The sequence below is a fragment of the Limosilactobacillus agrestimuris genome (assembly GCF_943193105.1).
In the GTDB taxonomy this organism is placed as follows: domain Bacteria; phylum Bacillota; class Bacilli; order Lactobacillales; family Lactobacillaceae; genus Limosilactobacillus; species Limosilactobacillus agrestimuris.
On the sequence record NZ_CALPCW010000002.1, the window covers coordinates 148,891 to 175,542 of the forward strand.

At 39.2% G+C, this 26,652-nt stretch carries 27 protein-coding genes and 2 tRNA genes; 19 read left to right on the forward strand and 10 right to left on the reverse strand.

What is annotated here, in order from left to right:
- The first annotated feature begins 68 nt into the window (after positions 1-68).
- The 7 genes from NFR46_RS02390 (at position 69) to tpx (ending at position 8,922) form a co-directional block, all read left to right on the forward strand.
- A complete protein-coding gene (locus NFR46_RS02390) occupies positions 69-1,310 on the forward strand; it encodes a carboxylate--amine ligase (protein ID WP_251574364.1) in 1,242 nt (413 codons plus the stop codon).
- Between the two features lie 17 nt (positions 1,311-1,327).
- On the forward strand, positions 1,328-3,235 hold the full coding sequence (gene asnB / locus NFR46_RS02395; RefSeq protein WP_251574366.1) for an asparagine synthase (glutamine-hydrolyzing): 1,908 nt from the start codon (positions 1,328-1,330) through the stop codon (positions 3,233-3,235).
- Positions 3,236-4,774: a UDP-N-acetylmuramyl-tripeptide synthetase gene (gene murE / locus NFR46_RS02400; protein WP_251574368.1), complete on the forward strand. Its 1,539-nt coding sequence runs from the start codon at positions 3,236-3,238 to the stop codon at positions 4,772-4,774. It begins immediately after the preceding gene.
- An 85-nt stretch (positions 4,775-4,859) separates the two neighbouring features.
- Positions 4,860-5,465, forward strand: a complete 606-nt coding sequence (gene lepB / locus NFR46_RS02405) for a signal peptidase I (RefSeq protein ID WP_251574369.1) — start codon at positions 4,860-4,862, stop codon at positions 5,463-5,465.
- Between the two features lie 146 nt (positions 5,466-5,611).
- Positions 5,612-6,616: a DUF1002 domain-containing protein gene (locus tag NFR46_RS02410; protein ID WP_251574370.1), complete on the forward strand. Its 1,005-nt coding sequence runs from the start codon at positions 5,612-5,614 to the stop codon at positions 6,614-6,616.
- A 369-nt stretch (positions 6,617-6,985) separates the two neighbouring features.
- On the forward strand, positions 6,986-8,341 hold the full coding sequence (brnQ, locus tag NFR46_RS02415) for a branched-chain amino acid transport system II carrier protein (protein ID WP_251574371.1): 1,356 nt from the start codon (positions 6,986-6,988) through the stop codon (positions 8,339-8,341).
- Between the two features lie 86 nt (positions 8,342-8,427).
- The gene (gene tpx, locus NFR46_RS02420; RefSeq protein WP_251574483.1) at positions 8,428-8,922 is read left to right on the forward strand and encodes a thiol peroxidase; all 495 of its coding nucleotides are present in this window, start codon (positions 8,428-8,430) and stop codon (positions 8,920-8,922) included.
- 88 nt (positions 8,923-9,010) lie between these two features.
- On the opposite strand, the gene NFR46_RS02425 is transcribed toward tpx, so the two are convergent.
- Together NFR46_RS02425 and NFR46_RS02430 are read right to left on the reverse strand one after the other, a co-directional pair.
- On the reverse strand, positions 9,011-9,931 hold the full coding sequence (locus NFR46_RS02425) for a prenyltransferase (RefSeq protein ID WP_251574372.1): 921 nt from the start codon (positions 9,929-9,931) through the stop codon (positions 9,011-9,013).
- Between the two features lie 132 nt (positions 9,932-10,063).
- Positions 10,064-10,621 (reverse strand): PepSY domain-containing protein, encoded by a 558-nt coding sequence (locus tag NFR46_RS02430; protein ID WP_251574373.1) that lies wholly within the window; start codon positions 10,619-10,621, stop codon positions 10,064-10,066.
- Positions 10,622-10,805: 184 nt separating this feature from the next.
- Here NFR46_RS02430 and NFR46_RS02435 point away from each other — a divergent pair.
- Together NFR46_RS02435 and NFR46_RS02440 are read left to right on the forward strand one after the other, a co-directional pair.
- Positions 10,806-10,877 (forward strand) — tRNA-Glu (locus NFR46_RS02435).
- 6 nt (positions 10,878-10,883) lie between these two features.
- A tRNA-Gln gene (locus NFR46_RS02440) sits at positions 10,884-10,955 on the forward strand.
- 78 nt (positions 10,956-11,033) lie between these two features.
- Here NFR46_RS02440 and NFR46_RS02445 read toward each other — a convergent pair.
- Positions 11,034-12,056, reverse strand: coding sequence for a cation diffusion facilitator family transporter (locus tag NFR46_RS02445; RefSeq protein WP_251574374.1), 1,023 nt, complete (start codon positions 12,054-12,056; stop codon positions 11,034-11,036).
- A 301-nt stretch (positions 12,057-12,357) separates the two neighbouring features.
- Positions 12,358-13,518 (reverse strand): MalY/PatB family protein, encoded by a 1,161-nt coding sequence (locus NFR46_RS02450; protein ID WP_251574376.1) that lies wholly within the window; start codon positions 13,516-13,518, stop codon positions 12,358-12,360.
- A gap of 270 nt (positions 13,519-13,788) precedes the next feature.
- Here NFR46_RS02450 and NFR46_RS02455 point away from each other — a divergent pair, with 270 nt between their 5' ends.
- The 4 genes from NFR46_RS02455 to NFR46_RS02470 all read left to right on the forward strand — a co-directional run bounded on the left by NFR46_RS02455 (position 13,789) and on the right by NFR46_RS02470 (position 16,526).
- Entirely contained in the window at positions 13,789-14,634 is an 846-nt protein-coding gene (locus NFR46_RS02455; RefSeq protein WP_251574378.1) for a DUF3737 family protein, read from the forward strand.
- A gap of 79 nt (positions 14,635-14,713) precedes the next feature.
- Positions 14,714-15,640 carry an L-lactate dehydrogenase gene (locus NFR46_RS02460; protein WP_251574381.1) on the forward strand — a complete coding sequence of 309 codons (927 nt, stop codon included), beginning with the start codon at positions 14,714-14,716 and terminating at the stop codon, positions 15,638-15,640.
- Between the two features lie 252 nt (positions 15,641-15,892).
- On the forward strand, positions 15,893-16,213 hold the full coding sequence (locus NFR46_RS02465; protein ID WP_251574383.1) for a damage-inducible protein J: 321 nt from the start codon (positions 15,893-15,895) through the stop codon (positions 16,211-16,213).
- Positions 16,206-16,526 (forward strand): type II toxin-antitoxin system mRNA interferase toxin, RelE/StbE family, encoded by a 321-nt coding sequence (locus tag NFR46_RS02470; RefSeq protein WP_251574385.1) that lies wholly within the window; start codon positions 16,206-16,208, stop codon positions 16,524-16,526. Before NFR46_RS02465 ends, NFR46_RS02470 begins: the two co-directional genes overlap by 8 nt.
- Positions 16,527-16,772: 246 nt before the next feature.
- Here NFR46_RS02470 and NFR46_RS09370 read toward each other — a convergent pair whose 3' ends face one another.
- Positions 16,773-16,907 (reverse strand): hypothetical protein, encoded by a 135-nt coding sequence (locus NFR46_RS09370; RefSeq protein WP_420908575.1) that lies wholly within the window; start codon positions 16,905-16,907, stop codon positions 16,773-16,775.
- Positions 16,908-17,030: 123 nt separating this feature from the next.
- On the opposite strand from NFR46_RS09370, the gene NFR46_RS02475 reads away from it, so the two are divergent.
- The 5 genes from NFR46_RS02475 to NFR46_RS02495 are packed head-to-tail and all read left to right on the forward strand — an operon-like array spanning position 17,031 to position 19,792.
- Positions 17,031-17,885, forward strand: coding sequence for an ABC transporter ATP-binding protein (locus NFR46_RS02475; RefSeq protein WP_251574387.1), 855 nt, complete (start codon positions 17,031-17,033; stop codon positions 17,883-17,885).
- A complete protein-coding gene (locus NFR46_RS02480) occupies positions 17,886-18,743 on the forward strand; it encodes an ABC transporter permease (RefSeq protein WP_251574485.1) in 858 nt (285 codons plus the stop codon).
- 1 nt (position 18,744) lies between these two features.
- Positions 18,745-19,197, forward strand: a complete 453-nt coding sequence (locus tag NFR46_RS02485) for a LytTR family DNA-binding domain-containing protein (RefSeq protein ID WP_251574389.1) — start codon at positions 18,745-18,747, stop codon at positions 19,195-19,197.
- Position 19,198: 1 nt separating this feature from the next.
- Positions 19,199-19,585, forward strand: a complete 387-nt coding sequence (locus NFR46_RS02490; RefSeq protein ID WP_251574391.1) for a DUF3021 family protein — start codon at positions 19,199-19,201, stop codon at positions 19,583-19,585.
- A 12-nt stretch (positions 19,586-19,597) separates the two neighbouring features.
- Entirely contained in the window at positions 19,598-19,792 is a 195-nt protein-coding gene (locus tag NFR46_RS02495) for a hypothetical protein (protein WP_251574392.1), read from the forward strand.
- Here the strand turns inward: NFR46_RS02495 and NFR46_RS02500 are convergent.
- Entirely contained in the window at positions 19,778-21,022 is a 1,245-nt protein-coding gene (locus NFR46_RS02500; protein WP_251574395.1) for a DUF389 domain-containing protein, read from the reverse strand. The two genes, NFR46_RS02495 and NFR46_RS02500, sit on opposite strands and share 15 nt — an antisense overlap.
- A 152-nt stretch (positions 21,023-21,174) precedes the next feature.
- Here NFR46_RS02500 and rbsK point away from each other — a divergent pair, with 152 nt between their 5' ends.
- Positions 21,175-22,095 carry a ribokinase gene (gene rbsK, locus NFR46_RS02505; protein ID WP_251574487.1) on the forward strand — a complete coding sequence of 307 codons (921 nt, stop codon included), beginning with the start codon at positions 21,175-21,177 and terminating at the stop codon, positions 22,093-22,095.
- A gap of 60 nt (positions 22,096-22,155) precedes the next feature.
- Here rbsK and NFR46_RS02510 read toward each other — a convergent pair whose 3' ends face one another.
- From NFR46_RS02510 to asnS, 4 genes are all read right to left on the reverse strand, one after another.
- Complete coding sequence (locus NFR46_RS02510) at positions 22,156-23,016, reverse strand: NmrA family NAD(P)-binding protein (RefSeq protein ID WP_251574397.1); 861 nt, start codon at positions 23,014-23,016, stop codon at positions 22,156-22,158.
- 126 nt (positions 23,017-23,142) lie between these two features.
- The gene (adhP, locus tag NFR46_RS02515; RefSeq protein WP_277612842.1) at positions 23,143-23,991 is read right to left on the reverse strand and encodes an alcohol dehydrogenase AdhP; all 849 of its coding nucleotides are present in this window, start codon (positions 23,989-23,991) and stop codon (positions 23,143-23,145) included.
- Between the two features lie 437 nt (positions 23,992-24,428).
- The gene (locus tag NFR46_RS02520) at positions 24,429-25,304 is read right to left on the reverse strand and encodes a Cof-type HAD-IIB family hydrolase (RefSeq protein ID WP_251574398.1); all 876 of its coding nucleotides are present in this window, start codon (positions 25,302-25,304) and stop codon (positions 24,429-24,431) included.
- Positions 25,305-25,329: 25 nt separating this feature from the next.
- Positions 25,330-26,628 carry an asparagine--tRNA ligase gene (gene asnS / locus NFR46_RS02525; protein WP_251574400.1) on the reverse strand — a complete coding sequence of 433 codons (1,299 nt, stop codon included), beginning with the start codon at positions 26,626-26,628 and terminating at the stop codon, positions 25,330-25,332.
- Positions 26,629-26,652: the final 24 nt, after the last annotated feature.

Below are 26,652 nucleotides of genomic sequence, written 5' to 3' on the forward strand. Positions count from 1 at the left end.
CTATTTACAAATATTTTGAGAATCGCTATACTGAAGATTGATTTAAAAAGCAAACGAGGCAAGTAGAGATGAGTGAAAAGATTAGTCAACCCCGCGAGGATTTTCAACCAATCCTGTTGGGGACAGACTTTAATTGTTACGGAATGGCACGGTCTTTTTATCAAGAATATGGTATTAAGAGTATTGCCTATGGAGTAATGCACATGGCACCAACTCGTTATACTAAGCTGGTCGATGTCCATGTTGTTGAAGGATTCAATGAGGATCCAGTTTTTATTGAAACAATGCGTAAGATTGCTGCAAACCTTGATCCAAAGAAGAAATACTTACTGCTTTCTTGTGGGGATGGTTATACGGAATTAATCGCTAACCACTTGGATGAATTAAAAGAACACTTCATTTGTCCATACGTGGATGCGGCTCTCTTTAATAAGCTGGGAACGAAAGAAACGTTCTACGAAGCAGCTGAAAAATATGGTCTTCCTTACCCAAAGACAAAGATCATTACTAAAGACGAAGTTGAATCTGGTGAACCAATTGAATTGCCATTTGATTTTCCAATTGCGTTAAAGCCTTCTGATAGTGTTGAATGGCTTGATATTCACTTTGAAGGTCGGAAGAAAGCTTATGTTTTAGATAAGCGTGAACAATTTGATGAATTAATGCCAAAGATCTATAAGGCTGGTTATACCGGGAAGATGATTGCTCAGGACTTTATTCCGGGTGATGACTCCAATATGCGGACTGTTAACGCCTATGTGGATTCTGACCACAATGTGCGGATGATTAGTCTAGCTCACCCATTGCTAGAAGATCCGTCACCAGTAGCGGTCGGCAACTACATGGTTATCTTGCCAGAAAAGGATATGGCAATTTACAAGACAATTCAAAAGTTCTTGGAAGAAGTAAAGTACGTTGGTTTTGCGGACTTTGATATGAAGTATGACCGGCGTGATAAGCAGTTCAAGATTTTTGAAATTAACCTTCGTCAGGGGCGGAGTAGTTTCTACTGTACCCTTAATGGCTATAACTTAGCTAAGTACGTGGTTGATGATGTGATTGATCACAAGCCATTTAAAGAAACTGATTATGCTGAGGGAAACATGCTCTGGCTCAATGCGCCAAAGAAGGTTTTCTACAAGTATGCTAAAGAAAATAAATATAAGGAAAAGGCCAAGAAGCTCTTGGAAGCAGGGCAGTGGGGAACGACTGCCTTTGATAAGAACGATAGCTTCAAGCAACGGCTATTAATGCATTACTCATTCTGGTTGATTAATAAGAACTACCAAAAGTACTTTGTACAACGTTAAGAAAAGGAGAATTCAAGATGTGTGGAATTGTAGCCTTCGTTGATAACGAAGATCCAAAGCTTAAAGATAGCTTGATTCGGAAAATGAAGAACCGGATCATCCACCGGGGACCAGACTCAGAAGGTCAATACGTAGACGAAAATGTTGCTCTTGGTTTCCGACGGTTAAGTTTCATCGACGTTAAGAGTGGTAACCAACCAATCTTTAACGAAGATAACAGTATGGCAATTGAATTTAACGGTGAAATTTACAATTTTAAAGAATTACGGGAAGAATTAATTGATTTAGGGCATACTTTCAAGACTCATGCTGATACTGAGGTAATCCTTCACGGGTATGAACAATGGGGTGACGATGTCTTAAAACGTCTCCGGGGAATGTTCGCCTTCATTATCTGGGACTTTAAAAATAAGGATATGTTTGGTGCCCGGGATCACTTTGGAATTAAGCCACTTTACTACGGGAAGATGAACGGCACCTTCTTTGTTGGTTCTGAAATTAAGGCCTTCCTTGATCACCCGAACTTTAATAAGGAATTAAACAAGAATGCGTTAAAGCCTTACATGACTTTCCAATATTCAGCAACTCAAGAGACCTTCTTTAAGGATATTTACAAGTTGCCAGAAGGCCACTATTTCCACTATAAAGATGGTCAATTTGACATGAAGGAATACTGGGACGCAGACTTTGATCCCCAAGATGAAGGGTTCGATAAGGCCGTTGATAACATTGAAGATATCGTAAGTGACTCCGTTAAAGCCCACTCATTTGCTGATAAAGGGATTAAGGTTGGTTCCTTCCTTTCAGCTGGGGTTGACTCAAGTTACGTTACAGCAATGATGCGGCCAGATAATACCTTCTCAATTGGTTTCGATAGTACCTATGATGAAACTAAGCAGGCACGTGAACTTGCTGCCAAGCTCGATCTGAAGAACACTGATGCAAAGTTAACTAATGAGGAAGCGTTCCATACTTTCCCATTGATCCAATACTACTTGGATGAACCAGACTCAAACCCATCAGTTATTCCGTTATACTTCTTGACCCGTCTTGCTAAGGAAAATGGCTACAAGGCCATGCTTTCTGGTGAAGGGGCCGACGAATTATTTGCTGGGTACATTGACTATGGTTTCAACTCCAACTCAATGTTGATCCGTTGGTTTACTGATAAGTTACGTGAATTGCCACAAGAAAAGCGTTACAAGATTGCTAAATGGTTAGACGGCAAGCACTTCCATGGTCAATTACACATGTTCCGTGCATTGGCACCAGTTCGTGAATCGAAGTTTATTGGACAAGCATACATCTTCTCACCAGATGAAGCAGCTGATATTCTTCAAGAAAAATACAACTGTGGTCCAACAATTGATGATATTATTGACCCAATTTTGAAGAATGTTGAAGATAAGGATATTGATGAAGTTGCCAAGAAGCAATACCTTGATATTCACAAGTTCATGCCTGGTGATATCTGCTTGAAGGCCGATAAGATGAGTATGGCTAACTCGCTTGAATTGCGGGTACCATTATTGGACCGTGAAGTGATGCGGGTTGCTGGTCATACCCCAACGAAATACCTCTTTAACCGTCACGGAACTAAGTGGGCTTTCCGGATGGCAGCTAACCGTCACCTTCCTGAAGAATGGGCAACTCGGCCAAAGATGGGCTTCCCAGTTCCAGTTCGGGCATGGTTGCGTGAAAAGAAGTACTACGAAGAAGTTCGGGACCTCTTTGAACAAGACTTTGTTAAGGAATTCTTTGACCAAGATAAGATCTTGAAGTTACTTGATGATAACTTTAACGGTAAGATTGATGGTCGACGGAAGATCTGGACAATCTATACTTTCTTGGTATGGTACAAGCAATACTTTATTGATGACTTTATTCCTGAAGAAGTTAAGAAACTTGATGAGGTGGCTGAATAAATGCTCACATTAAAAGAAATCACTGATTTACTAAAAGAAAATGGTCTTTATAAGGAAATTATTATTAACGGTGACTGGTACTACACTGTCCCAGAAAATACGGCAAACGCCGAAATTACCGATCTATCCTATGACTCCCGTAAGATCAGTGATGGCACCCTGTTTTTCTGTAAGGGTTTGAAGTTTAACCCTGAATATTTGGCAAGTGCCATTGAAAAAGGAGTAACTGCTGCGATCTCTGAACTTATTTACACTGATAAGTTAGATCAGCAAGCTCAATCAACGCCACAAATCATTGTTACTGATGTGCAAAAGTCAATGGCAGTGATTGCTCGTCACTTCTATGGCTGTCCCGATGAAAAGCTTGAATTAATTGGCTTTACGGGAACAAAAGGAAAGACTACTTCCGTTTACTTTACCCGCCATATCTTAGCGCATGAATTTGGCCCAGTAGTTGGTCAATTCTCATCAATTGATGAGTGTATTGATGGTAAGAACTTTATTGAAGCTCATCTGACAACCCCAGAATCCCTAGATCTTTTCCGGATGATGAGGGGGGCTGTCGATAACGGAATGAAGTACTTGGCAATGGAAGTTTCTAGTCAAGCTTATAAGAAGTCACGGGTTTATGGTCTCCACTTTAACATCGGTGTTTTCTTGAACATTTCACCGGATCATATCAGTCCAGTTGAACACCCAACCTTTGATGATTATCTTTGGTGCAAGAGCCAGATTATTGTAAATAGTAACACCGTTATCCTTAATCGTGATATGGACTACTATGAGTTACTTGCACAAAAGGCTCATGAATTGGGAAAGAAGTTAATTACGTTCGGTAGTGACGAAAGCGATGCGGATTACCGTTACCATGGTAAGGATCACGGTTACTTTGATGTTTCGTCACATAACGACAACTTGTCAGCAGTTAACGGTGAATTCCGGGTAATGATTCCGGGACACTTTAACTACAGCAATGCCTTAGCGGCAATTACTGTTAGTGCCCAACTCAAGGATGATCCATCTGATTTTGCCCAAGGATTGAAGGAAACCCGGGTCCCTGGCCGAATGGAATTTCTGAAAAATAAAGCTGGCCTCGTTGCCTGTGTTGATTATGCTCACAACTACCTAAGCTTATCCGAAAGTTTTAAGTTTATGAAACATGAATATCCTGATGGCCGATTAATTGTGGTCATCGGAGCTGCTGGTGGGAAGGCTGAATCCCGCCGAAAGGACGTTGGTCGGGCACTTTCTGAATATGCCGATGTTGCAATCTTAACGAGTGAAGATAACTTCTTTGAAGATCCACACCACATTGACGAAGCCATTAAGGAACACATTACTAATCCAAACGTCAAAGTAATTATTAATGTTGACCGGGTAGCCGCAATCAAGCAGGCATTCGAAATGGCTAAGCCTGGAGATGCAATGTTTATGGCTGCTAAGGGTCGTGAACGATTCATGCACGAAAAGGGCCAAGATATTCCTTATGTTGGTGATTACCAATTGTCACAGAAGCTAATGGAAGAGTATGATAAATAATAGTGGGGTAGAATTACGCCATTTACCGTTTTTATGGTAAACTTTTCTTAGTTTTAATGATTTTGAAATCGAGGGATAAAAGGTAATGAAAGCATTTCGTCAAACGATGAGCTGGGTAATCCCGATTGTAATTGGATTATTGATTGCCCTGTTAATCAAGCAGTTCTTGTTCCAAATCGTGCGGGTTGATGGTCCGTCAATGTTACCTAACTTGCAGAATAATGAACGGGTCTTTTGCCTGAAAACTGCAAAGATCCACCGCGGAAGCGTAATTGTCTTTGATGCCAACGGGGTTGATCCTCAAGTGGCTACTAAGACTGATTACGTTAAGCGGGTCATTGGTGTTCCTGGTGATACTGTCCGTTCAGATAACGGTAATATCTACGTTAACGGGCGGAAGATTAACCAGAACTACATTAACAAGACCCAACGAACTTCTGGAACCGGTGATTGGACTTTGAGAAGCGTCTCAGTTCAAAATAATTGGTTGCGAAATAGTGGTGCAACAAAGGTTCCAAAGGGTGAATATTTTGTCCTTGGGGATCACCGGAGCGTTTCTAATGATGGTCGTTACTGGGGCTTTGTACCAAAGAGCAAGATCGATGGGGTTGTTAAGGTTCCTTCTTGGACCGGAACAGCCACGACACGGTACAATATTAACCAAGAGTGGAAGCACTACTGGGCAAATTAGTGTGTAAGTTCAAGTAAATACCGCATTTCAAAATTTATAAACTGTTCTAAAGATTCTGGCAAAGAGCTAGTATTTTTAGAGCAGTTTTTTTATTCTTATTAAATAATACGATGGATAGTAATCCGTCTTTGATAGGAGAATAAATAATGCGTTCAAAGAAATTATCAGTAATCTTATTAACATCTACTTTAGCGATGACGCTAGTAGCAACCCCCGTTTCACAGGTTATTGTTCATGCGAATGATCAGGTGACGGCGAGTTCGAACTCTGCTTCAACTACCCAGACACACAAGTTGAATAAGTCATATGTCGTCTATGGTGCTGGGGCAGCGGAGAAAAGTGAATTAAGCAATATTTTGGGAGTGAATAGCGACTTTACGACGCTTACGGCGACTGCTAGTGATTATCAAAAGTACATTAATCCCAATGATTCAACAACCAATGCGGCCATGGTAAGTTCTGTCTCCATCGTTCCGACTGATCCAGGATCTGGAGTTAAGGTAAACGTGAAGAAGTTTAATGGTCAGAGTAATATCACCAAGGTAACGGCTCAGCAATATGCGATGGTTGCCCAAATGGCCGGGGTAACGGACGTGACAATTACGGTTTCCGCTAACCGTCCAGTCTCAGGTGAATCAGCGCTTACTGGGGTTTATAAGGCATTAAATGCGGATGGAATAGATTTAAACCACCAAAACACTCAATCAGCTAACCAAATGTTGAGTGCCACGAATGATGCAATTGATGCCAATAAGGATGATAGTAGTTATCCCGGAAAATTAATGGCAGCAGTTGGTAATACGACTAAAGAGATTAATAAGCAAAAACGGAGTGGAGAACAGCCAACGCAGGTTCAAATAGAGAATATTTTGAACCAAAACTTGAAGAAACAGAACATTTACAATGAAACTAAGAACCATACAACCACGATTGTAAATGCATTGGTTCAGTTCAATAACGCCCCGATTAGTTCAAGTAAGGACTACAGTTCCCATGTTAGCGACACGATCAATAACGTTAAGAACTCAACTGGTGACATGATGAATAAGGCAAAGCAGTTCTTGAATTCAAAGGATGGTAAAGCTGCCCAGCAACAGGCCCAGTCCTGGTGGGATCGCTTTGTGAACTGGATTCAAGGGTTCTTTAATTAAAGTCAATTTGACGAATAGAGTAACTTTTTGTATATTAATAAACAATAGTTAACGATTAAATACAGCGATTAGGAGAGTAATCTGATACTGGTTTAAGTTAGCGACCCTGGGCAGGTGAAAGTCAGGGAAACCAGCTCGAGAAGAAAGTAACCTATGAGTAGTTAGGGCGACGGAGAGAAGTCCTAACCGGGAGCGCCCGTCATCGCGTCATCGTATTTTGACTTAGTTCAATGTACGAGATGAGGCATTATTAGTGATAATAATGTAAAAAAAGGTGGTAACACGCTCTGGCGCCCTTTAAGCAGTTTGCTTAAGGGGCGCTTTTTAATTGTTGACGTTAAGAGAGATTTATTTGGGGGAAATTTAAAAATGGAAGAGAAGAAGATTACGGGACGACAAACGTTGGTAATTGCGTCCTTAATTTTTGGTGTGTTATTCGGTGCGGGAAACCTTATTTTTCCGGTCCATTTAGGACAATTAGCGGGTGCCCATTGGCTAAGTGCGAGTAGTGGATTTCTGATTTCCGGTGTCCTTCTACCATTAATGGCACTACTGGCGATTAGTATTACGCGTTCAGACGGGATTTATGACCTGGCACGGCCAATTGGTCACTACTATGCATTGATCTTTTTAGTCCTTGTTCAGGCAACTCTAGGACCACTATTTGCGATGCCGCGAACAGCGACGGTTCCATACACGATTGGTTTTGCTCCGCATATTTCCGCGAGTGCTAATTCAATTGGCTTATTAATTTATACTGGGATCTTCTTTGCAATTGTCTATGGTTTGACCGTTACTGAAGCAAAAATTACGGATCTTATTGGGAAAATTCTTAACCCGATCTTCCTGGTCATGTTGTTTATTATTTTTTTCTTGGCGTTTATTAAACCAATGGGGAATACCAACACAACGCCAGTTACGATGGAATATACTAACCACGCCTTTGCGAGTGGGTTCCTTCAAGGGTATAACACGATGGATATTCTGGGATGCTTGGCGTTTGGTGTCGCGGTAATTAGTGCGATTAAAGATTTAGGCATTAAGGACACAAGAAAGATTTCGTGGACCACAGCTAAAAGTGGGACAGTGGGGATCATGGGAATCGCTGTTATTTACATTTGTCTGATTTGGATGGGGGCAACGAGTCTTCACCAATTTAAGATTGCGGATAATGGTGGGATAACGCTAGCCCAGATTGCTTACCATTACATGGGCGTTGCGGGTAATGCGTTATTAGCGACCCTAACCTCCGTTACGTGTTTGACAACTGCGATGGGGCTTGCGGCTGCCTTCTCAGAGGATCTTCACCACCTGTTTCCCCGGATTTCCTATAAAGTATTTTTATTGATCAACTGTCTTTTTTCACTTTTAGTAGCTAATTTGGGCTTGGATAAAATTATTACCTGGTCGACACCGGTCTTAATGTTCCTTTATCCGTTGGCAATTACCTTAACGCTCTTGGGGATTACATCACCACTTTTTAAGACTGACCCGATTGTATATCGAGTGACGACCGGTTTGACGCTTATCCCAGCAATCTTTGACTTGGTAAATCATTTACCAGCAGTATTGCAAAAGACGGCAGTTACTCAGGCAATGGTTGGGATTGCCCACCAATACTTCCCACTCTTTTCCTTAGGATTTTCGTGGATTCCCTTTGCGGTTGTTGGCTTTATTATTGGAAATTGCATTCGTTTATTCCGAAATAAAAAGCAAGTGGATTAAACAAAATTAAGAAATTAAATGAGTGATTTTTATGCTGATTTTGGTTATACTTGATTCAATCAAAATTAGTAAAGGAGCGATTAATGATGGAGATCACGATCAATGGTGAAAAACGGCAACTAGTTGGTAATCCGCCAGTAGTTGGTGACGACTTCCCACACTTTAAGGTATTTGATAAGAATGACGATAAAATAAAAACTCGTCAGCTACTTGGAAAGGTAACGTTATTAAGTGTTGTTCCAGATATTAATACTCCAGTATGTAGTATTCAAACAAAAAAGTTTAACTCAACGATGGATCAGTTCCCAGAGGTTAACTTTTTGACGATTTCAACCAATACGATTGAAGACCAACAAAAATGGTGTGCAGCTGAAGGTGTTAAGAACATGCAGTTGGTATCTGACAAGGAAGAATCCTTTGGTTACGCCTCCAAGTTACTAATTCCAGACGAAGGAATCCTTGCGCGGTCAGTTTGGATCCTTGATAAGGAAGGAAAAGTTGTTTACCGCCAAATTGTTGAAGAATTAACGGATGAACCTGATTACGATCAGGCATTGGCAGAATTGAAGAAGTTAATCTAATGCTGATTATTAAATAAAGTATAAAGACCTCAAGTTCGATAGAATTGAACTTGAGGTCTTTATCAATGTTAGCGGTAATTAAATTAGTTTATCTAATATTGAAGAAAATTCCGATAACGGTAAAGATGATTTCACTAATTAAAATTAGCTGTAAACTAATCAGAATGTTAAAGAAAGTGGTCATTTTATCTGGCTGATTGATGAATACTTTAATTCGTTGGTAAACAAGGGGAATGGTAAGTAAGCTAAGAAGAGTAAATACAGGCAAAAGCCGAAGAATTACTGCTGCAATAATTGCAATATAACTAAGGGCATAGCAACTAACCAGCACCTTCATGGCAGCGGGACGACCGATGTAATAGACGAGGGTTCGCTTACCGATCTGGACGTCCTCTTTGCGATCACAAATATTATTTCCAAGCATAACGTTACTGATCACTAGGATCGCTGGCAGAGAAACAAGGAGGCCTGTTAACCAAAAGAAAGGATCAAATTGGGGAGAATTGTAAATGTTAATATAAATAGCCAATAGTGTAATATTGTATCCCATTGTGATTCCAGAAGCGGGTTCCCCTAAAGGTGTTTTAAGGATTGGATGATGGCCACCAGAATAAGCATAGCCGATTATGAAACTTAAAATTCCAATTAAAAGAAGGGGCCAACCAGCCTTAATTGTAAGATAAATTCCAATGATTGCTGAGACTAGAACTAAACTGCCGATAATCAGCCGGGCCCAAGGTAAGGCAATTTTGAACTTAGTGATTATATTATTTTCAGAAATAGAACCACTGGTAGTGAATCGTTGGTAGTCGGTGTATTGGTTATGACCATTAACGGCAAGGTGAAAACTAATAACAGCAATAAAAAGAAGAAGTGTGTCACCTAAATTAAAATGGCGATAGTAAAAGTAGGTAAACGCGCAACCTAGCAAGTAGGGTAAAGCAGAAATAACTGTTGTTTGAGCTTGAACAAGTGCAGCGAATTGTTGCCGATGATTAGGAATATCCATAAACAAAAGTCCTTTCAATGAATGATTAAACCTACTCTATCATACTATAAGAGGCAGATAGTTTTTAGTGTAGTAATAAAATAAGGCCAGAAAAATTCTGACCTTTTTGTAAGCTTTGGAGAGTTTAATTTATTAATCATCTTGTTCTACGTTAAGAACTTCTTTACTTTGGGCGTTAATCTTAACATCAGTTGACTTATGACCATTTACAACTTCAACTTCCCAGACTGGAGTGCCATTTTCATTTTCAAGAGTCCATGACTGGCCCTTACCATTTTTGGCTGCTTTCTCGGCAATCTGGTTAGCCTTCTTACGACTAATGAGTTTATCTAAGTCTAGGTGAGTCTTTTGATCACCATTATCAACCGGTTCAGAATGTGCATTAGTTACTTTACCTGATTTAGTATTTACATGGGCGCTATATTCTTTTTGGTTATCGCTTCCGGAGATTTCATAAACAAACTTGTTGCCTTTAGTTTCCAATTGGATTTCGTCAACTTTAACGTTCTTAAACTGCTTGTTGAATTTCTTTACAGCGGTCTTTTCATTAATTTTAATCTTACTTTGTGAAACAGTAGCGGCAGAAGCAACAGGAGTGGTTGCAAGAACCGCGCCACCTAAAGAGCTAGTGGTTAAAACTGTAACAGCAAGCAAATGGATTACCTGTTTTTTGAGTGATTTTTTTGTCATAATAACCTCCTGATTAGTTTAAGCGTTATAGTAATTATACTTGATTATAATGGCAATTAAAATATAAGAGAAATTATTAATGTACTAAGATAATTAAGAGGAAACAAAATTTTAAATTTAATCACGAAAAAGCTTGTAATTTTTGGGAAGACTTGATATTATTATTTGTGCTGTGTTATAGTATGACCCGTTAGTCAAGTGGTTAAGACACCAGCCTTTCACGCTGGTATCGTGGGTTCAAATCCCGCACGGGTCACTTTATTGGGCTATAGCCAAGCGGTAAGGCAACGGTTTTTGGTACCGTCATGCGCTGGTTCGAATCCAGCTAGCCCAATATAATAAAAGAGCCTACTAAATCATAATGATTTAGTAGGCTCTTTGTTTTACGTAATTGTTTCATATGAAACATTCCTTAAAAGTGTCCCTTAACATCCTTATCAGAAAAGGAATGGGGATCAGGAATAAATGAAATATCAGTATCGACGATTCCAAATTTTTTCCGGAGCGTTCGTTCAATCTTTTCGGATAATTGGTAACTTTCAAGAATTGTCATTTTGGCGTCTACTAAGACGGTTGCATCAAGCGAAACAACATTACCATTATAGTGGGCTTTTAATTCTGCAACGTTCTTAACTTTTTTTACCTTGAGAATTGCCTTTCGATATTCTTTTTCAGCCTTGGGATCAAAGTAATCGACAAGGTTCAAACTGGTTTGGAAGAAGATCTTTAATCCAGAATAAAGGATAAAGAAACCAACGATAATACTTGTAACACCATCAAGCCAGGAAAGGTTAAATAAGAGGGCTCCTGCGATGGCAATCATTGTCCCAATACTAGTAAAGGCATCAGCTAAACTATCTTGAGCTGATGCAAGCAAGGCAGCGTTTTGCAGTCGCTGGCCAGCTTTCCTGTTCATATACCAAACAACTAACATAATTACCGAAGCAATTCCTGCTCCGATAATGGCTACTGGTTGAGGGACAACCCGACTTGCGGGATTTAAGAGCGCCTTAATACCGTCGATTACAACATCAAAGGCAATTACCACCATAATGACGGCAGTTACCAATGAAAAGACTGTTTCGTACCGCCACCGGATAAATTGCATTCGTTGGTCGCCACCGAGGACATTTTCGTTCTCATCAGGCATTTCTACCCCGGCGATGTCATCGTCATCAATATCTTGAGCAATATGAAGGCCCATCATCAGGAGAAAAGTTGAAATAATCCCTGATAAGTTGTTAAATGCATCAGCCCGCAAAGTCTGTGACTTACTAATTTCGGCTAACCAATATTCAATTACAGAAATAGAAACGTAGGCAACCAAGTTAAAAATTAAATGTCGTTGTGACGCCCGAATCTTTGCTAACTCGTTCGCCTGGTTATGTTCCCACAGGTTCATTTCACGATTAATATGCTTTTTTAGTTTACTCAATTTAAGTTACTCCCTAAAACGCAATTAACTTCTATCATAACGCTTATTTACGTTTACAAAAGGAATTTAAACAAGGAAAGTGGGATAGAACTAGCTTGTCTAGTTCGTAATCCCACCTTCGCAAGGATGGCTAGGTTGGTCAAATGCTGATTTATCAGCATTTAAACTGCCAGCTACTGTGCTGTTACAGTTCTATCATTAAAAATAGCAAAGAGACCGAGAAAAAACAAAATGCTTTTTTTTCGGCCTCGACCCGTTACTGATAGTCTCCGAACTTATAGAGTCTAATCGCGGGAATTAATTAGTCTTTAATTGCCTTAGCCAACCGATTCAAACCATCCTTAACTTGTGCCAGTGGGTAGGCGATATTAATCCGAATAAAGTCGTTTCCGTTACCATGGTAGTAAGTTCCTGGGTTAATAATTAATCCAGTCTTCTCTCTGATCTTTTGTGCAAGTGCTGCGCTATCATCAGTGACTTCACTAACATCAATCCAAACAAGGTAGGTAGCAGTTCCCGGAACGACATGAAGTTGTGGCAGGTTTGACTTAATAAAGTCTTCCAAGTATTCACGGTTGCCTAATAGGTATTGCTTGAGTTGGTGGAGCCAGTCAGCACCATGATTATAAGCAGCAATTGTACCAGGGATTGCTAGTAGGTTAGGTTCAGCAACTTCATACTTATTGATTGCTCGGGTGAACCGTTCCCGCAAGATTGGGTTAGCGACAATCCCTGTAGCGGCATGGAGTGCAGCCACGTTAAAGGTCTTACTAGTTGAAACTAAAGTAACAACGTTTTGGCGGCAATCTTCCGGCAAGGAGAAGGTGGGAGTGTAATCAGGGCCTTTAAGTACCAAGTCTCCATGGATTTCGTCACTAATAACGATTACACCACATTTTTGGGCTAGTTTAATAGTTCGGATCAATTCATCCCGTGTCCAAACGTAGCCGGTTGGGTTATGGGGATTGCAGAGGATCATTAGGGTCGTTAGTGGGTTACTTATTTTTTCCTCAAGATCTTCCCAATCAACAGAGTAAGTATAAGAATTTCGGTCATACTTCATCTGGCTTGCCAGGACATGACGACCACTATTCAAAATGGAATTGTAGAAGGTATTATAGACTGGTTCCATTAAGAGAACATTGTCTCCTGTGTGACTAAGGTGGTTAACACTAGCGGTAATTGAAGGAATTACTCCCGTTGCGAACCGCATCCAAGAAGTTTGCGCTTCCGCATTGTGTTCGGTTTTGTACCAGTGAGCAACAGAGTCAAAGTATTCTTGACTAGGATATTCATAACCAAAAGCGCCAGAATTGATTTTATCTTTCATTGCTTGCATAATCTCTGGGGCTGTCTTGAAGTCCATATCAGCAGTCGTCATTGGTAATTCGTTAGGCTTAACGTCCCATTTTTCCGAATTAGTGTGACGACGATCAAGAATTGTATCAAAATCGTATTTCATTTTTATCATCCTTTGAGTATGCTTAATTGTCTATTTATATTCGATTGTACATCATTTTTAATGAAAAGATGTTATTTAGGTAAGCAGGGTGAGTATACATAAATTGAATATTAGACGATTAATGATAGGTATTTTCACTTTTAACTGCTTAGTGTTATGTTAATCTTAGCGTAGTAAGTATATTAATTGCACAATGTGATTGATTAGGACTATTCTTAAATTAATAGGTATTTGGAAGAGTAAGAGATCCAGTAAAGGGGAACAATAAACATGCAAGAAATAAGGGATGACTATTACGATGGCGAACGCCCACTTTATGGTATCCACGATACAAAATTGACTAATACAACGTTCGGTAAGGGTGAATCACCATTAAAAGAAACGGCTAATTTGGAGTTAAATGGGGTCCTTTTCACGTGGAAGTACCCATTATGGTATTCCGATCATATTAAGGTCACAGACACTATTTTTGAAGAGATGTCACGCTCAGGAATTTGGTACACCAATGATATTGAAATTACTAACAGTACCATTCAAGCACCAAAGGAATTTCGGCGGTGTGATGGAATTACCCTAGATAATGTTCATTTTTCTGACGCTGAAGAAACGATGTGGAGCTGTAAGAATATCAAGATGAACAACGTTTACGCTAATGGTGATTACTTGGGGATGAATAGTGAAAACATCTATGTTGATCACCTTGATTTAGTTGGAAACTATGTCTTTGATGGTGCCAAAAACGTGGAAGTCCATAATTCACGGTTAGTATCGAAAGATGCCTTTTGGAATTGTGAAAATGTCACCATTTACGATTCTAAAATTAGTGGAGAATATCTGGCGTGGAACACGAATAATATTACCTTTGTTAACTGTACAATCGAAAGTGACCAGGGACTATGCTATATCGATCATTTAACGATGAAGAACTGCCGAACACTACGAACTGATTTAGCCTTTGAACTATGTAAAAACATTGATGCTGAAATTAAAGGTTCGATCATGAGTATTAAGAACCCGATCAGTGGCCAAATTAAGGTTGATCACGTCGACGAGATCATCATGAATGACCCGAAGATTGATCAAAGTAAGGTAAAAATTATCCAAAAAGAACAATAGTGATTGCTTGAAGAATTAAAAGTGGTATCATTAACTATAATTTAATTCTAATCTTATTTTAATGATAGAAGGCGCTCAAATGTCACGAAAAGTTGCTGTTATTGGGATGGGTCACGTTGGTTCAACAGTTGCCCATTATATTGTTGCAAATGGCTTTGCCGATGACTTGGTATTGATCGATTCAAATGCGGATAAGGTCAATGCCGATGCCCTTGATTTTAAGGATGCAATGCCGAACCTGCCTTACCACACAAACATCATTGTTAATGATTATTCGGCATTGAAGGATGCTGAAGTAATTGTTTCTGCTGTTGGTAACATTAAGTTGCAAGATCAACCACAAGCGGACCGGTTTGTTGAACTGCCATATACTTGGAAGGCAGTTAATGATGTTGCGCCAAAGATTAAGGAAAGTGGCTTTTCCGGGAAAATTGTGGTTATTTCTAACCCGGTTGATGTGATCACTTCTTTATACCAAAAGCTAACTGGTCTACCAAAGAACCAGGTAATCGGGACAGGAACACTACTTGATTCTGCCCGAATGAAGCGGGTAGTTGCGGATAAGTTTGATGTTGATCCGCGCTCCGTTAGTGGCTATAACCTTGGTGAGCACGGTAATTCACAATTTACTGCCTGGTCAACGGTCAGGGTTCTTGATCAACCAATTACAAAGCTTGCCGCAGAACAGAATATTGATCTCCAAGAATTGGATAAGGATTCTAAGCTTGGCGGTTGGTATGTCTTCAAGGGAAAGAAATACACTAGTTACGGTGTCGCAACTGCAGCTGTACGTTTAGTTAACGTTATTTTGAGTGATTCCCGAACTGAACTTCCGGTATCTAACTTCCGCGAAGAATACGATGTTTACCTTTCCTATCCTGCAATCGTGGGACGGCAAGGGATTATCAAGCAAAGCCAGCTTAACTTAACCGATGAGGAACTGGCAAAGCTCCAAAACTCAGCTAACTTCATTAAGCAGAAATATAGCGAGAGTTTGAATAAGTAATTAAATATTTGATGATAATAGTTGAAAATAATCTATCCATGTCCATGCTATAATATAGCCACGATGATTAAGATGCTGGCGTGCAAATTGGAATCAGTTGGTTACTTGTTCCGAGTCGGCGGGGTCCTGAAAAGGTGCTCTTTTTTTATACTCATTTTTCTAAGTTTAGGGTCCATTTCTATTGAATAGACCCTCTATTCCATTTGTGGTATCATGTAAGCATCATATTGATACCTAAAAGGAGGATTTACCATGGCTACAACAGTATCTAAAGAAAAAATCGGTTCAACAATTCGTTTAGATCCAGAGCTTCGTAAAGAATTAGTCAAGGGACTTGATAGTATTAACATGACCCTTAATAGTTACTTCACCCTAGCTGCTAAGCAGTTTGTCATTCAAGGTAAGGTTCCATTCGAAATTAAAACAGCTCCTAAAGTGGATCACGTAACTTTTAATGAAAAAACGAGAAAGGCTATTGTTCGAGCCTTTGCGGAAGAAGAGGGCCTTCTCCCTAACACTGCTAAAACTTTCGATAATACTGATGATGCAATGAAGGAGCTTTTCAATGACTAATGATAACTGGAAAGTTAGCTTTGATCGTCAGTTCAAAATTGATGTCAATAATTGTCGAAAGAAAGTCGATAACCTTCAAGTTGAACTTCGAGGAATTGTTGACTACATTCTAGAATATGGTGAAATTCCAGAAGAATATAATCCACATGAACTTATCGACTCTTCCTTACCTTATACGGGAAACATGGACTTCCATCTATTTAACGGTAAAATTGACCTGCTAATTATCTATACGGAAATAAATAAGTGCAAAGTATTCCGTTTTATGCGGCTTGGAACCCATAATGAACTTTTCCATCCAAAAAAACAGTGAAGAGTAATTATGTTTGACGATATTCTAAAATATAAAAAATGGCCGTTATGGAAGAGAATACTATATCTAATTTTAACGGTTTTACCTTTACCGGTTAAATAATAGGGTCTGATATGAATAAACCCAATATAGAAAATAATCTAAATATATGTAGAGATACGTTGTCGAGTGCATAGTACATGACAAACAAAAAGCCTTCAGCAAGATCCTGAATTGCTGGAGGCTTTTTGCGTAGTTGATCTAATATCAATACTTATGGCTTTTTAGTAATTGACTATTTACCGTAGCAACCAATCCAAGTCCTTTAGCATAACGATTCAAAATACTAAGTTTTGGGATAGAAGACATATTTTCAATCTTGGCAAGCTGTGGTTGCTTCATATTTGTATTCTCAAATTTGCCGTCTATGTTATCAACTCAACCGTTTATGATTAATTTTAAGACAAGCCTTAGTTATTCTCTTATCATAACAAGCATATTAAGCAAAGTGATAGGAGAAAGCAGATGTTAATTCAAGCAGACAATTTAATAAAAAAATACGGTAAAAAGACCGCTCTAAAAGGAATAAATTTAAGAATCAATCAAGGACAACTAGTAGCCTATTTAGGAACAAATGGTGCTGGGAAGTCAACTACTATTAATATTCTTACTGGACTAATTAAGCCCACTGCTGGAACGATTACTTATGATCGTAATTTAAGAATAGGAGTTGTATTCCAGAATAGTATTCTTGATGAAACACTTACCGTTAAAGATAACCTATATCTTCGTGCAGCAATGTATAAGGACACTTCAACAACTTGGTTAGAACAATTAATTGATTTAATTGGAATTCGCAAAATTCTTAATCAGAAGTATGGAACATTATCTGGTGGACAGAAAAGACGTGCTGATATTGCTCGCGGATTAATTGGCAAGCCAAACTTATTATTTCTCGATGAACCAACAACTGGTTTAGACTTACAAACTCGATTAGCTATTTGGCAGTTGTTACAGAAACTACAAAAAGAACAGAATTTAACTATTTTCTTAACTACCCACTACTTAGAGGAAGCAGAAAATGCTGATCAAATGTATATTTTGGAAAATGGCGAAATTCTAGCTGAGGGTTCAGCCAATACAATTAAGCAGCAATATGCGCCTACAAAATTGACGGTAAAGTCTAATAATTCTAAATCGTTAACTACTAAATATCCAAGCCATCAATTAAGTAGTACTGAACTTCAAATTGAAGCAATCCCTAAGCAAGACGCGATTGAATTTTTGCATCAATATCATGATTTAATCGTTGACTTTGAATATATCAAAGGAACAATTAACGATGCTTTCATTAATATTACTGGAAAGGAGCTCCAATAAATTTTTGCCTTACTAAAAAGAAATATCAAAATCTACTTTAATAACGTTCCAGGTGTCTTCATGTCATTATTAGGGGCATTAATTTCCTTCTTCATTTATATTGGCTTCTTACAGCAAAACTTAGAGGATTCATGGCATTACCTTCCCGATATTGCCAAACTACTTGATCTATGGATGATTGCTGGTATTGTGTCAGTTGCAGGAATTACAACGTCTTTTCAAACTCTCGGCCAGATGGTAAAGGATAAAGAAAGTAGGAAGGCTGATGATCTTCGTTTAACAGAACTTTCTCAATTCAAAATTAATTTAACTTACGTGTTATCTGCTGCATTAATTAGTTTTCTAATGCAAATTATTACGCTAATCGTAATGGTTACTTACTTTAAAATTGTGGATAAGATTGAACTTCCTAATAATGGTTACTTATTACTGTTGATGTTTATCTTATTAGGATCGATTGCTGCAACTTTATTAAATGCATTAATTGTTGCTTTTATTCATTCTTCAACTACTTTCAGTCGGCTGTCTGCGATTATTGGTACATTATCTGGTTTTGCTGTAGCAACGTACTTACCATATGGTGCCTTATCTAAACATATACAGACTCTTGTAAAATGTGTACCAAGTAGCTATGAAGCCGCTAGTTTAAGAAGCTTATTACTAAATCAGATTAGTCATCAGAAACTATCTGCATCATTAAGAACTGAAATGGCTAATTACTTAGGAATTCACTTTAAAATTGCTGATCATTTATTAAGTCGCGCAGACAATGCATGGATCCTAGTAGAAATGATTATTGCATTAGTACTTATTATTGTTATAATTTCCTTTACTAGTGAAAGAAAGAGGACTAATTAAAGTGAAAATTAGTTTTGAAAAAGACCCTTCGTTAGACCAAAAGGAAATTCAAGTTGAGGTCCATGCAGTTGAAAAGAACATCACTGTCCGAAAATTACTTGATTATCTCAATAGCTTTAAACAAAGAAACCGCGACCTTTTGCCCATTAAAACACCGGATCGAATCATCATGGTAAAATATGATGACATTATCAAATTAGAAGTACAAGGAACACAGGTTAGTATTTATACTGTAAAAGAAACTATTCAAACTACCGGTCGTTTATACAAGATGTTAGATCAATTAAGTAGTGATTTTATTCAGGTTTCGCGACATGCTGCACTTAATGTTAACTATTTGGAGTCAATTGAAAGTGGCTTTGCAGGAAACATGGTTGCAATTTTGTCGAATAATTTAAAGACTGATGTTTCACGACGGTTCCTACCAGATTTAGAAAGAGAGCTTGGATTATAAAATGAGTAGAATAAACAGGTGGTTACGTTATTTTGTTACTGGCGTCGGTTATGGAGCCATTACTTATCTTATTGTCACTACGTTTTTATATGTTGGAATGGTACCCACTAAGAAGGAAGTTATTTCAGTCTTTATCGTTTCAGGTTTAATTGGCTTATTAACGATCATTTTTGAATCGGACTTAGCAATGCTTACATCATTAGTTCTTCATTTACTCGGAACATTCCTGCTGTTCTTATTAATGGTCTGGATTAACCATTGGACTATTACATGGTTAACATTCATAATTTTTTTAGTTGTTTATTTGATAATTTGGTTAATCTGTATCATAGAGCAACGAAAATCAATCAATAAAATTAACTCACAATTGAAAAAGTTAAAACGCTAAAAGGGATTATTCATGATGGTAAATAACGTTAATTTTAAGGATTATTTAAACCAACAACTCCAAAATTTTCAGTTCAAACAAGAATTTGAGAATGAAGCTACTAAGCTAGAACGGGAAATTACAATTACTCATCATCGAAAAAAGCAGGCACCACTCAATGCCCAAATAACACTGAGTGATACCTGCTTCTTTTTATTTATCCTTTAGTACAAAATCGACTTTATCGATATTAGGGTACTTATCCTTAATTTTGACAATCAATGCTTCCTTTTGATCATGGCTTAATGACTTGTTAAGTTCAATAATGATGGAATTTTTCTTAGTATTCGAGCTGCTGACAGCGGTGACGGAATTAATGTCATGAGACAGCTTAGCAATCTTCTTGTTTTGTTTACTTTGCTTTTGAAGCTGTTGCTCGTGCTTCTTTTTCTCGGCCTGCTGCTGTTGAGTGATGATACTAGTAATCCGATTATCGATTTGGGCCTCGGTAGATGCATTTAATTGGGCGACTTGGATAACGTTTAGGGAATATCCGGATAAATGATAATCTTGTAGTCGCTGCTTTACTCGTTTAATCTTTTTCATGTTGGCTTTAGAGCCTGAGATCGTGAGGTTGATTGTTTTCGTTTGTTCGTTAATATCTTCCTTAATGATTGGCGTATCCTTGAATTCATTGGTAATTAACTGGTGAACATTATTTTGAGCAATCGATTGCTGCACCATTTGCTTAGCAGAAAGGACGCTAGGAATTAGGAGTAATAACAGCCCAGCAACGAAAAGGACTTCTTTGTACGTGGGAAGGTGGAGGATCCCAGGATGTTTTTGTCCTGGTTCGTTCAACCAATTCATTATTTTTGCACCCAAAAAGGCCGTCAGGATAATAAAAATCACGTTAATTAAGAAGAGATAACCAGACCCCAAGAAATAGTTAAGGTTGCCGGATGCAATGGAATAACCAACCGTACAGAGTGGTGGCATTAAAGCTGTTGCGATTGCGACACCGGGAACGATGTTTGTTGCTTTCATTTTACTGGCACCAATAATTCCAGCGGTTCCCCCGAAAAAGGCAATCATCACGTCCCAAATTGTCGGGGAAGTTCGTGCCAGAATTTCTTGGCTGGCATAGGAAAGCGGTGAAAAATAGAAGTAGGTTGTGGAAGCGATTAGGCTAATAACCACTTCCATAATAATTGTTGAGACACCATTTCTAATTAAGTGAGTATCATAGATCGCGAGACCGGTCCCGATTGCAAGAAGTGGTGACATTAAAGGTGAAATTAACATTGCCCCAATGATTGCTGCCGTGGAATTCATGTTAAGACCAATACTGGCAATAAAGATTGCGCAGGTTAAAATAATCAGGTTCTCAACATTAAGTTTACTATCGGCTGTCAATTGGTTGATAAATTCTGGGGTAAGGTATTGCTTTTGTTTCACGGGAAACACTCCTATAAAGTCAAAATCACTAATAAGTATACGGATTACTAACTAATAGGCAAGTGAAAATCCGTTGAGTTTCAAGTGATTTGAAATTGGTTAAGGTTAACTAATATAATAAAGAAAACATTAATCGGGAAAGAAGTGGAAGAATAATGAATCGGGTAATAGTCCTTGGAAGTATCAACGTTGATTCGATTTATCAAGTTACGCGTTTTCCGCAACCGGGAGAAACAATTTCTGTGAAACAGAAGAGTTATGCTCCAGGTGGTAAGGGAGCAAACCAAGCAGTTGCGGCAGCTCGCTCCGGTGCTAGGGTATCTTTTATCGGTGCAGTTGGTGCAGATAATGATGGTCAAGAAATGATTAAAACGTTGGCAGAAAATGATATTGATACAAGTGGAATTGCTGTTGATCCGGATAATGGAACTGGGAGTGCGGTGATTACGGTCGATGAAAGTGGTCAAAACGATATTATGGTATACGGGGGCGCTAACCAAGCCATGACGAGAGATAACTTAAAAGATTTGCGGCAACGACTAAAGGGAGCCAAATTTATTGTTGCTCAATTAGAAACGCCACAAGATGTAACTTTAGCTACCTTCAAATTAGCAAAGCAACAGGGCGTTATAACAATCCTTAATCCAGCGCCAGCTAGCGAATTAATTCCAGAACTGCTAGACTATACTGACGTTATTGTTCCAAACGAAACTGAAAGTGAGCTTCTAAGTGGGATCGCAGTGAATGATGAAGATTCTCTCCTGCAAAATGCCGAGTTCTTTAAGAATAATGGCGTAGAAAACACGATCATTACATTAGGAGATCGGGGTGCCTTTTATGCTACGGAAAACGAACATGGGTTGATTCCTGCATTTAAGGTCAAAGCGGTTGATACTACAGCAGCTGGTGATACCTTTATTGGGGCGTTGATTTCACAATTGGATACAGATCTTAAAAATCTCAAAGCAGCATTAACATATGCACAACGGGCTTCGAGTTTGACAGTCCAGGGGATGGGTGCAATGCCATCAATTCCCCTTGCTGATGAAGTTAAGACGGCATTGGAAGAATAATAGAAAAAATCGGTGGTGAAATGCGAAATTTTCACCACCGATTTTTGAGATCATAAATAATTAACTTTGGTAGTTAGTAGCGAGAAAGTCTTTCATGTTCTGTGGTTCGTGACCAGTAAGATGTTGAAAATCATTAGTGACTTCATCCATTAATCCCATTGCAGCTGCATGGTACATTGAGGCTAATTCGTCACCATCACCTTCTGGCCGGTATATGTCGGCAAATTCCTTTAACGTTACAGGGCTGTAACCAATATGATTACCAGTGATGGCGGTCATAATTCTGCTGAGTTCAACCATATTATAATTTTGTTTCATGGTTAAGAGATAATTCTGTCCATGATCATGAAAATACGGTCTTACAGCAACATTAGCGATTGCTTCTGCACTGTCTTTACGGCTAATAAAGCTCATTGCCTGATCACCAACTGGATAGATGATATTTTGTCGTTGAATTAGTTCTGGGAGATAGGGAACTAATGGATCAGCATAGAGGGCATTTTTAATTACTGCATATTGAAGACCGGAGCTGGCAAGTCGCACAGGAAGATATGCATAGTAACCAGCCATCTGAAAGGGATTATTAGCTTGGTCAGCGATGAAACTGACGTCAATAATCGTTGAGACACCGGCTTTTTTAACTGCAGTAAGGGTGTTTTCAAATTCGTTGATTCGTTCTTGGACCTTGTAAGTGAGACTTGGAATGTAGATTAAAACATTAATTCCCTTAAAAGTCTGAGTCATCATCGTGGTATCTTCGTAGTCAATTGGTGCGATCTCATAGCCAGCACTTTTTAGATCGATTGCTTTAGCAGGGGTGTGCACTCCTAAACGGATGTTATTAGTTGAAGTTAGTTTGCTGAGCTCCTGAATAACGTAGCGACCAAGATGACCAGTTGCGCCAGTAATTAAATATTTCATTTTTATCGTCCTTTCCTTATCTGAGCAATATTGTAACTTTAAAAGTTACATAAGATCAATACAAAAAACCCCTAATTTTCATTTTTGAAAATTAGGGGTTAGTTTTACTAATCGTATTAAGTTTAATTAGTCAGCGTCATGGGTGAAGTCAACAACCATCCGACCAACAATTTTACCGTCTTTCATTTCATCAACGATATCATTGATTTCACTGAGCTTCCGGGTATGAACAATTGGATCGATTCCGCCTTCTGCGGCTAACTGGAATGATTCGGCAAGATCTTGCCGGGTCCCTACAAGAGAACCAATAATTTCAATTCCATCGAGGACGGTCTTAGAGATTGGAACATCAATATGTCCTTTAGGAAGTGAAACGGCAACAACCTTTCCGCCAGCCTTAACTGAAGCAAGAGCCTGATCATAGCAAATTGGTGCAGTTGCCGTAACAACAGCAGCTTGAGCACCGCCAATCTTGTCTTGAATTTCCTTAGCCGGATCTGTCTTTGATGAGTTAATAACGATATCAGCACTGTTTTCCTTAGCTGACTGTAATTTTTCGTCGTTGATATCAACAGCAATTACGTGAGCCTTGAAGATGTTCTTAGCCCATTGAACACCAAGGTTATCTAGACCACCAGCACCGTAAATAACGATCCATTGACCAGGGCGAATCTCACTTGTCTTGATAGCTTTATAGGTGGTTACCCCAGCACAGGTTACTGAAGTGGCTTTAATTGGATCAAGGTTTTCTGGAACTTTAACAGCGTAATTTGCTTCAACAATACAGTATTCCGCCATTGCTCCATCAACAGTGTACCCGGCATTCTTTACTTCCCGACAAAGAGATTCATTTCCGCTTACACAGCATTCACAGTGACCACAACCGGAGAAGAACCATGCGATTGATACTCGATTCACCAACTTTAAGGCTCGTAACTCCTGGAGCGACCTTAACAACGCGACCGACACCTTCATGTCCGGTAATTCTTTCCGGAACTTTACCGAAGTCACCAGCAGCTACATGGAGATCCGTATGACAAAGTCCACAGTATTCTACTTAACGAGTGCTTCACCTGGTTTGAGATCACGTAGTTGAACATCCTTGACATCAAAGTAGCCATCACAGGCGTCACGTACTACAGCAGCTTTCATTCTGAATATCTCCTAATTCTAAAAACAAAGACACTAACTAGAGGAGAGTCAAATATATTTGATTTCCTGTACATCTTTACTATAGTCTTTGGTCTGAACCTTTGCAAGCGATTTCTTTATAAAAAGATAATTAATTTAATAAAAGCGTGTTAGAGTTAATCTGGCTTTTCGTAGACGTAACCTTAATGAAGACAGTGAGATTATTAGTAAAAGGTTGAGGCCGGGAAAATATTTTGTCTTTCCCCGGCCTCTTTATATTTCTAAATAACTAATTTTGTAATTTGGTGGAGAACGGCTTGTTCCTCGTTTGTCCCAATGACCTTACTTGCGGCTTGCTTAACATTTTTAGGGGCATTTTCCATGGCATAACTTGTTTTGGCAAAGTTAAACATTTCGAGGTCGTTTTCACCATCCCCAAAGACTACTAATTGCTCTGGAGTCAGGTGCCAACGGTCTAACAACTTGTGCAATCCATAAGATTTATCGCGACCAGGAATAATGAGGTCAACGGCGCCGTAACCACTGGCCGTTGCGTGGATGATTCCCTCAAAGCGATGATTAATTGTTGCTTGGATCTCGCGCATTTTAACTGGAGGGACACTCATGGCAAATTTAAAAATTGGATCATCAGTTACCTGGTTGATATCCGCAACTTCCTTAATCTTAGTGTAAAAATTAGGGATTAATTTTTTGAATTCTGGAGAGGCATTGTGACGTACATAAGCTGCTTTTTTGCCGCTTGCGCAGTAATCAACACCTTCTAAAGAATCGAGAAAATGAGTAATTGCGGAAATATTTTCAGTGCTTAAGTGATCAAAAGCAATTTCCGTATTGTAGTCAATTGTGAGGACACCATTTTCGGCGACATAAGCTAAGTAATCAGCTTCATCAGGGAAAAGGGAACGGAGGAAGTCATATTGGTCACCACTCGCAATGATGAACCGAATTCCCTGCGCTTGCATTGCTGTGTAAACCTTTTTGAAAAGCTCCCGATCATATGTCCTGTCGGAACGAAGAAAAGTGCCGTCAATATCTGTAGCGATTGCCCGAACCATTTGATCAATCCTTTCAATGTAATTCAAAAAGAGAGTGGGGTGCGGACAGAGGTCTTTAACGACTTCTGTTACGGACTTCACTCTCTCTTATCTATTTTAGATAGTATTATGGGCGCAAACGGTTAAGCATCCGTGGGAACGGAATGTTTTGACGAATATGATCTTGAAGGGTAATCCATGAAAGGAATCGTTCAAGTCCCATCCCGAATCCAGAGTGAGGAACAGAACCGTACTTCCGGAGATCATCGTACCAACCGTAGTCCTTCTTGCTTAAACCATTCTCTTCCAATTTGCTGGTGATGTATTCGTAGTCGTATGAACGTTCAGAACCACCGATGATTTCACCATAACCTTCTGGAGCTAACAAGTCAGCACAGATAACTTGACGGTCATCTTCTGGATCAGTAGGCATGTAGAAGGCCTTGATTGCCCGTGGGTAGTTCATGATGAAGACAGGCTTGTTAAATTGATCAGCCAAGTAGGTTTCTTCTGGAGAACCAAAGTCATCACCGTACTTGGAATCGAAGCCACCTTCTTGCAACATTTCGATGGCCTTCTTGTAAGTGATCCGTGGGTATGGCAATTCAGTAAATGGCTTCAAACTTTCAACAGAACGACCAACCATTTCAAGTTCGGTTGCACAGTGGTCAATTAAGTCTTGCACAAGGTAAGCAACGTATTGTTCTTGAATCTTCAAACTTTCATCTTGATGCATCCAGGCCATTTCTGGTTCGATCATCCAGAATTCAGTCATGTGACGACGGGTCTTTGACTTTTCAGCCCGGAAGGTTGGTCCCATTGTGTAAATCCGGTTTAATGCCATGGCACCAGCTTCACCATAAAGCTGACCTGATTGAGATAGGTAAGCATCTTCATCAAAGTACTTAACATCGAATAATTCGGTAGTGCCTTCTGGAGCACTGGCAGTTAATTCTGGAGCATCAAATTGAACAAAACCATGCTTGTCAAAGAATTCCATTGTCGCTAACTTTACCCGACTCCGGATCCGCATTAATGCCCAAGGCTTACGGGAACGCAACCATAAGTGACGGTGATCAAGTAAGAAGTCAATCCCGTGTTCCTTGTTACCGATTGGGTAATCTTCACTTTCGCCAACGATTTCGAAGTCTTTAATATGGATTTCGTAGCCAAACTTGGACCGCTTATCTTCAGCGATTTCACCAGTTACTACAAAACTAGTTTCTTGGTGCAAATCGTGCTTTGCCATATCAAACTTTTCTTCAGGAACATCATTTTTCCGGATGATTCCTTGGAAAAAGCCAGTTCCGTCACGTAATTGTAAGAAAGCGATCTTCCCACTAGACCGCTTATCGGTTAACCAAACGCCAATCTTAACGGTTTCCCCAACGTGTTGAGGAGCTTCACTAATCTTAATTGTTTCCACTGTGTTTAACTCTCCCTTAATCAG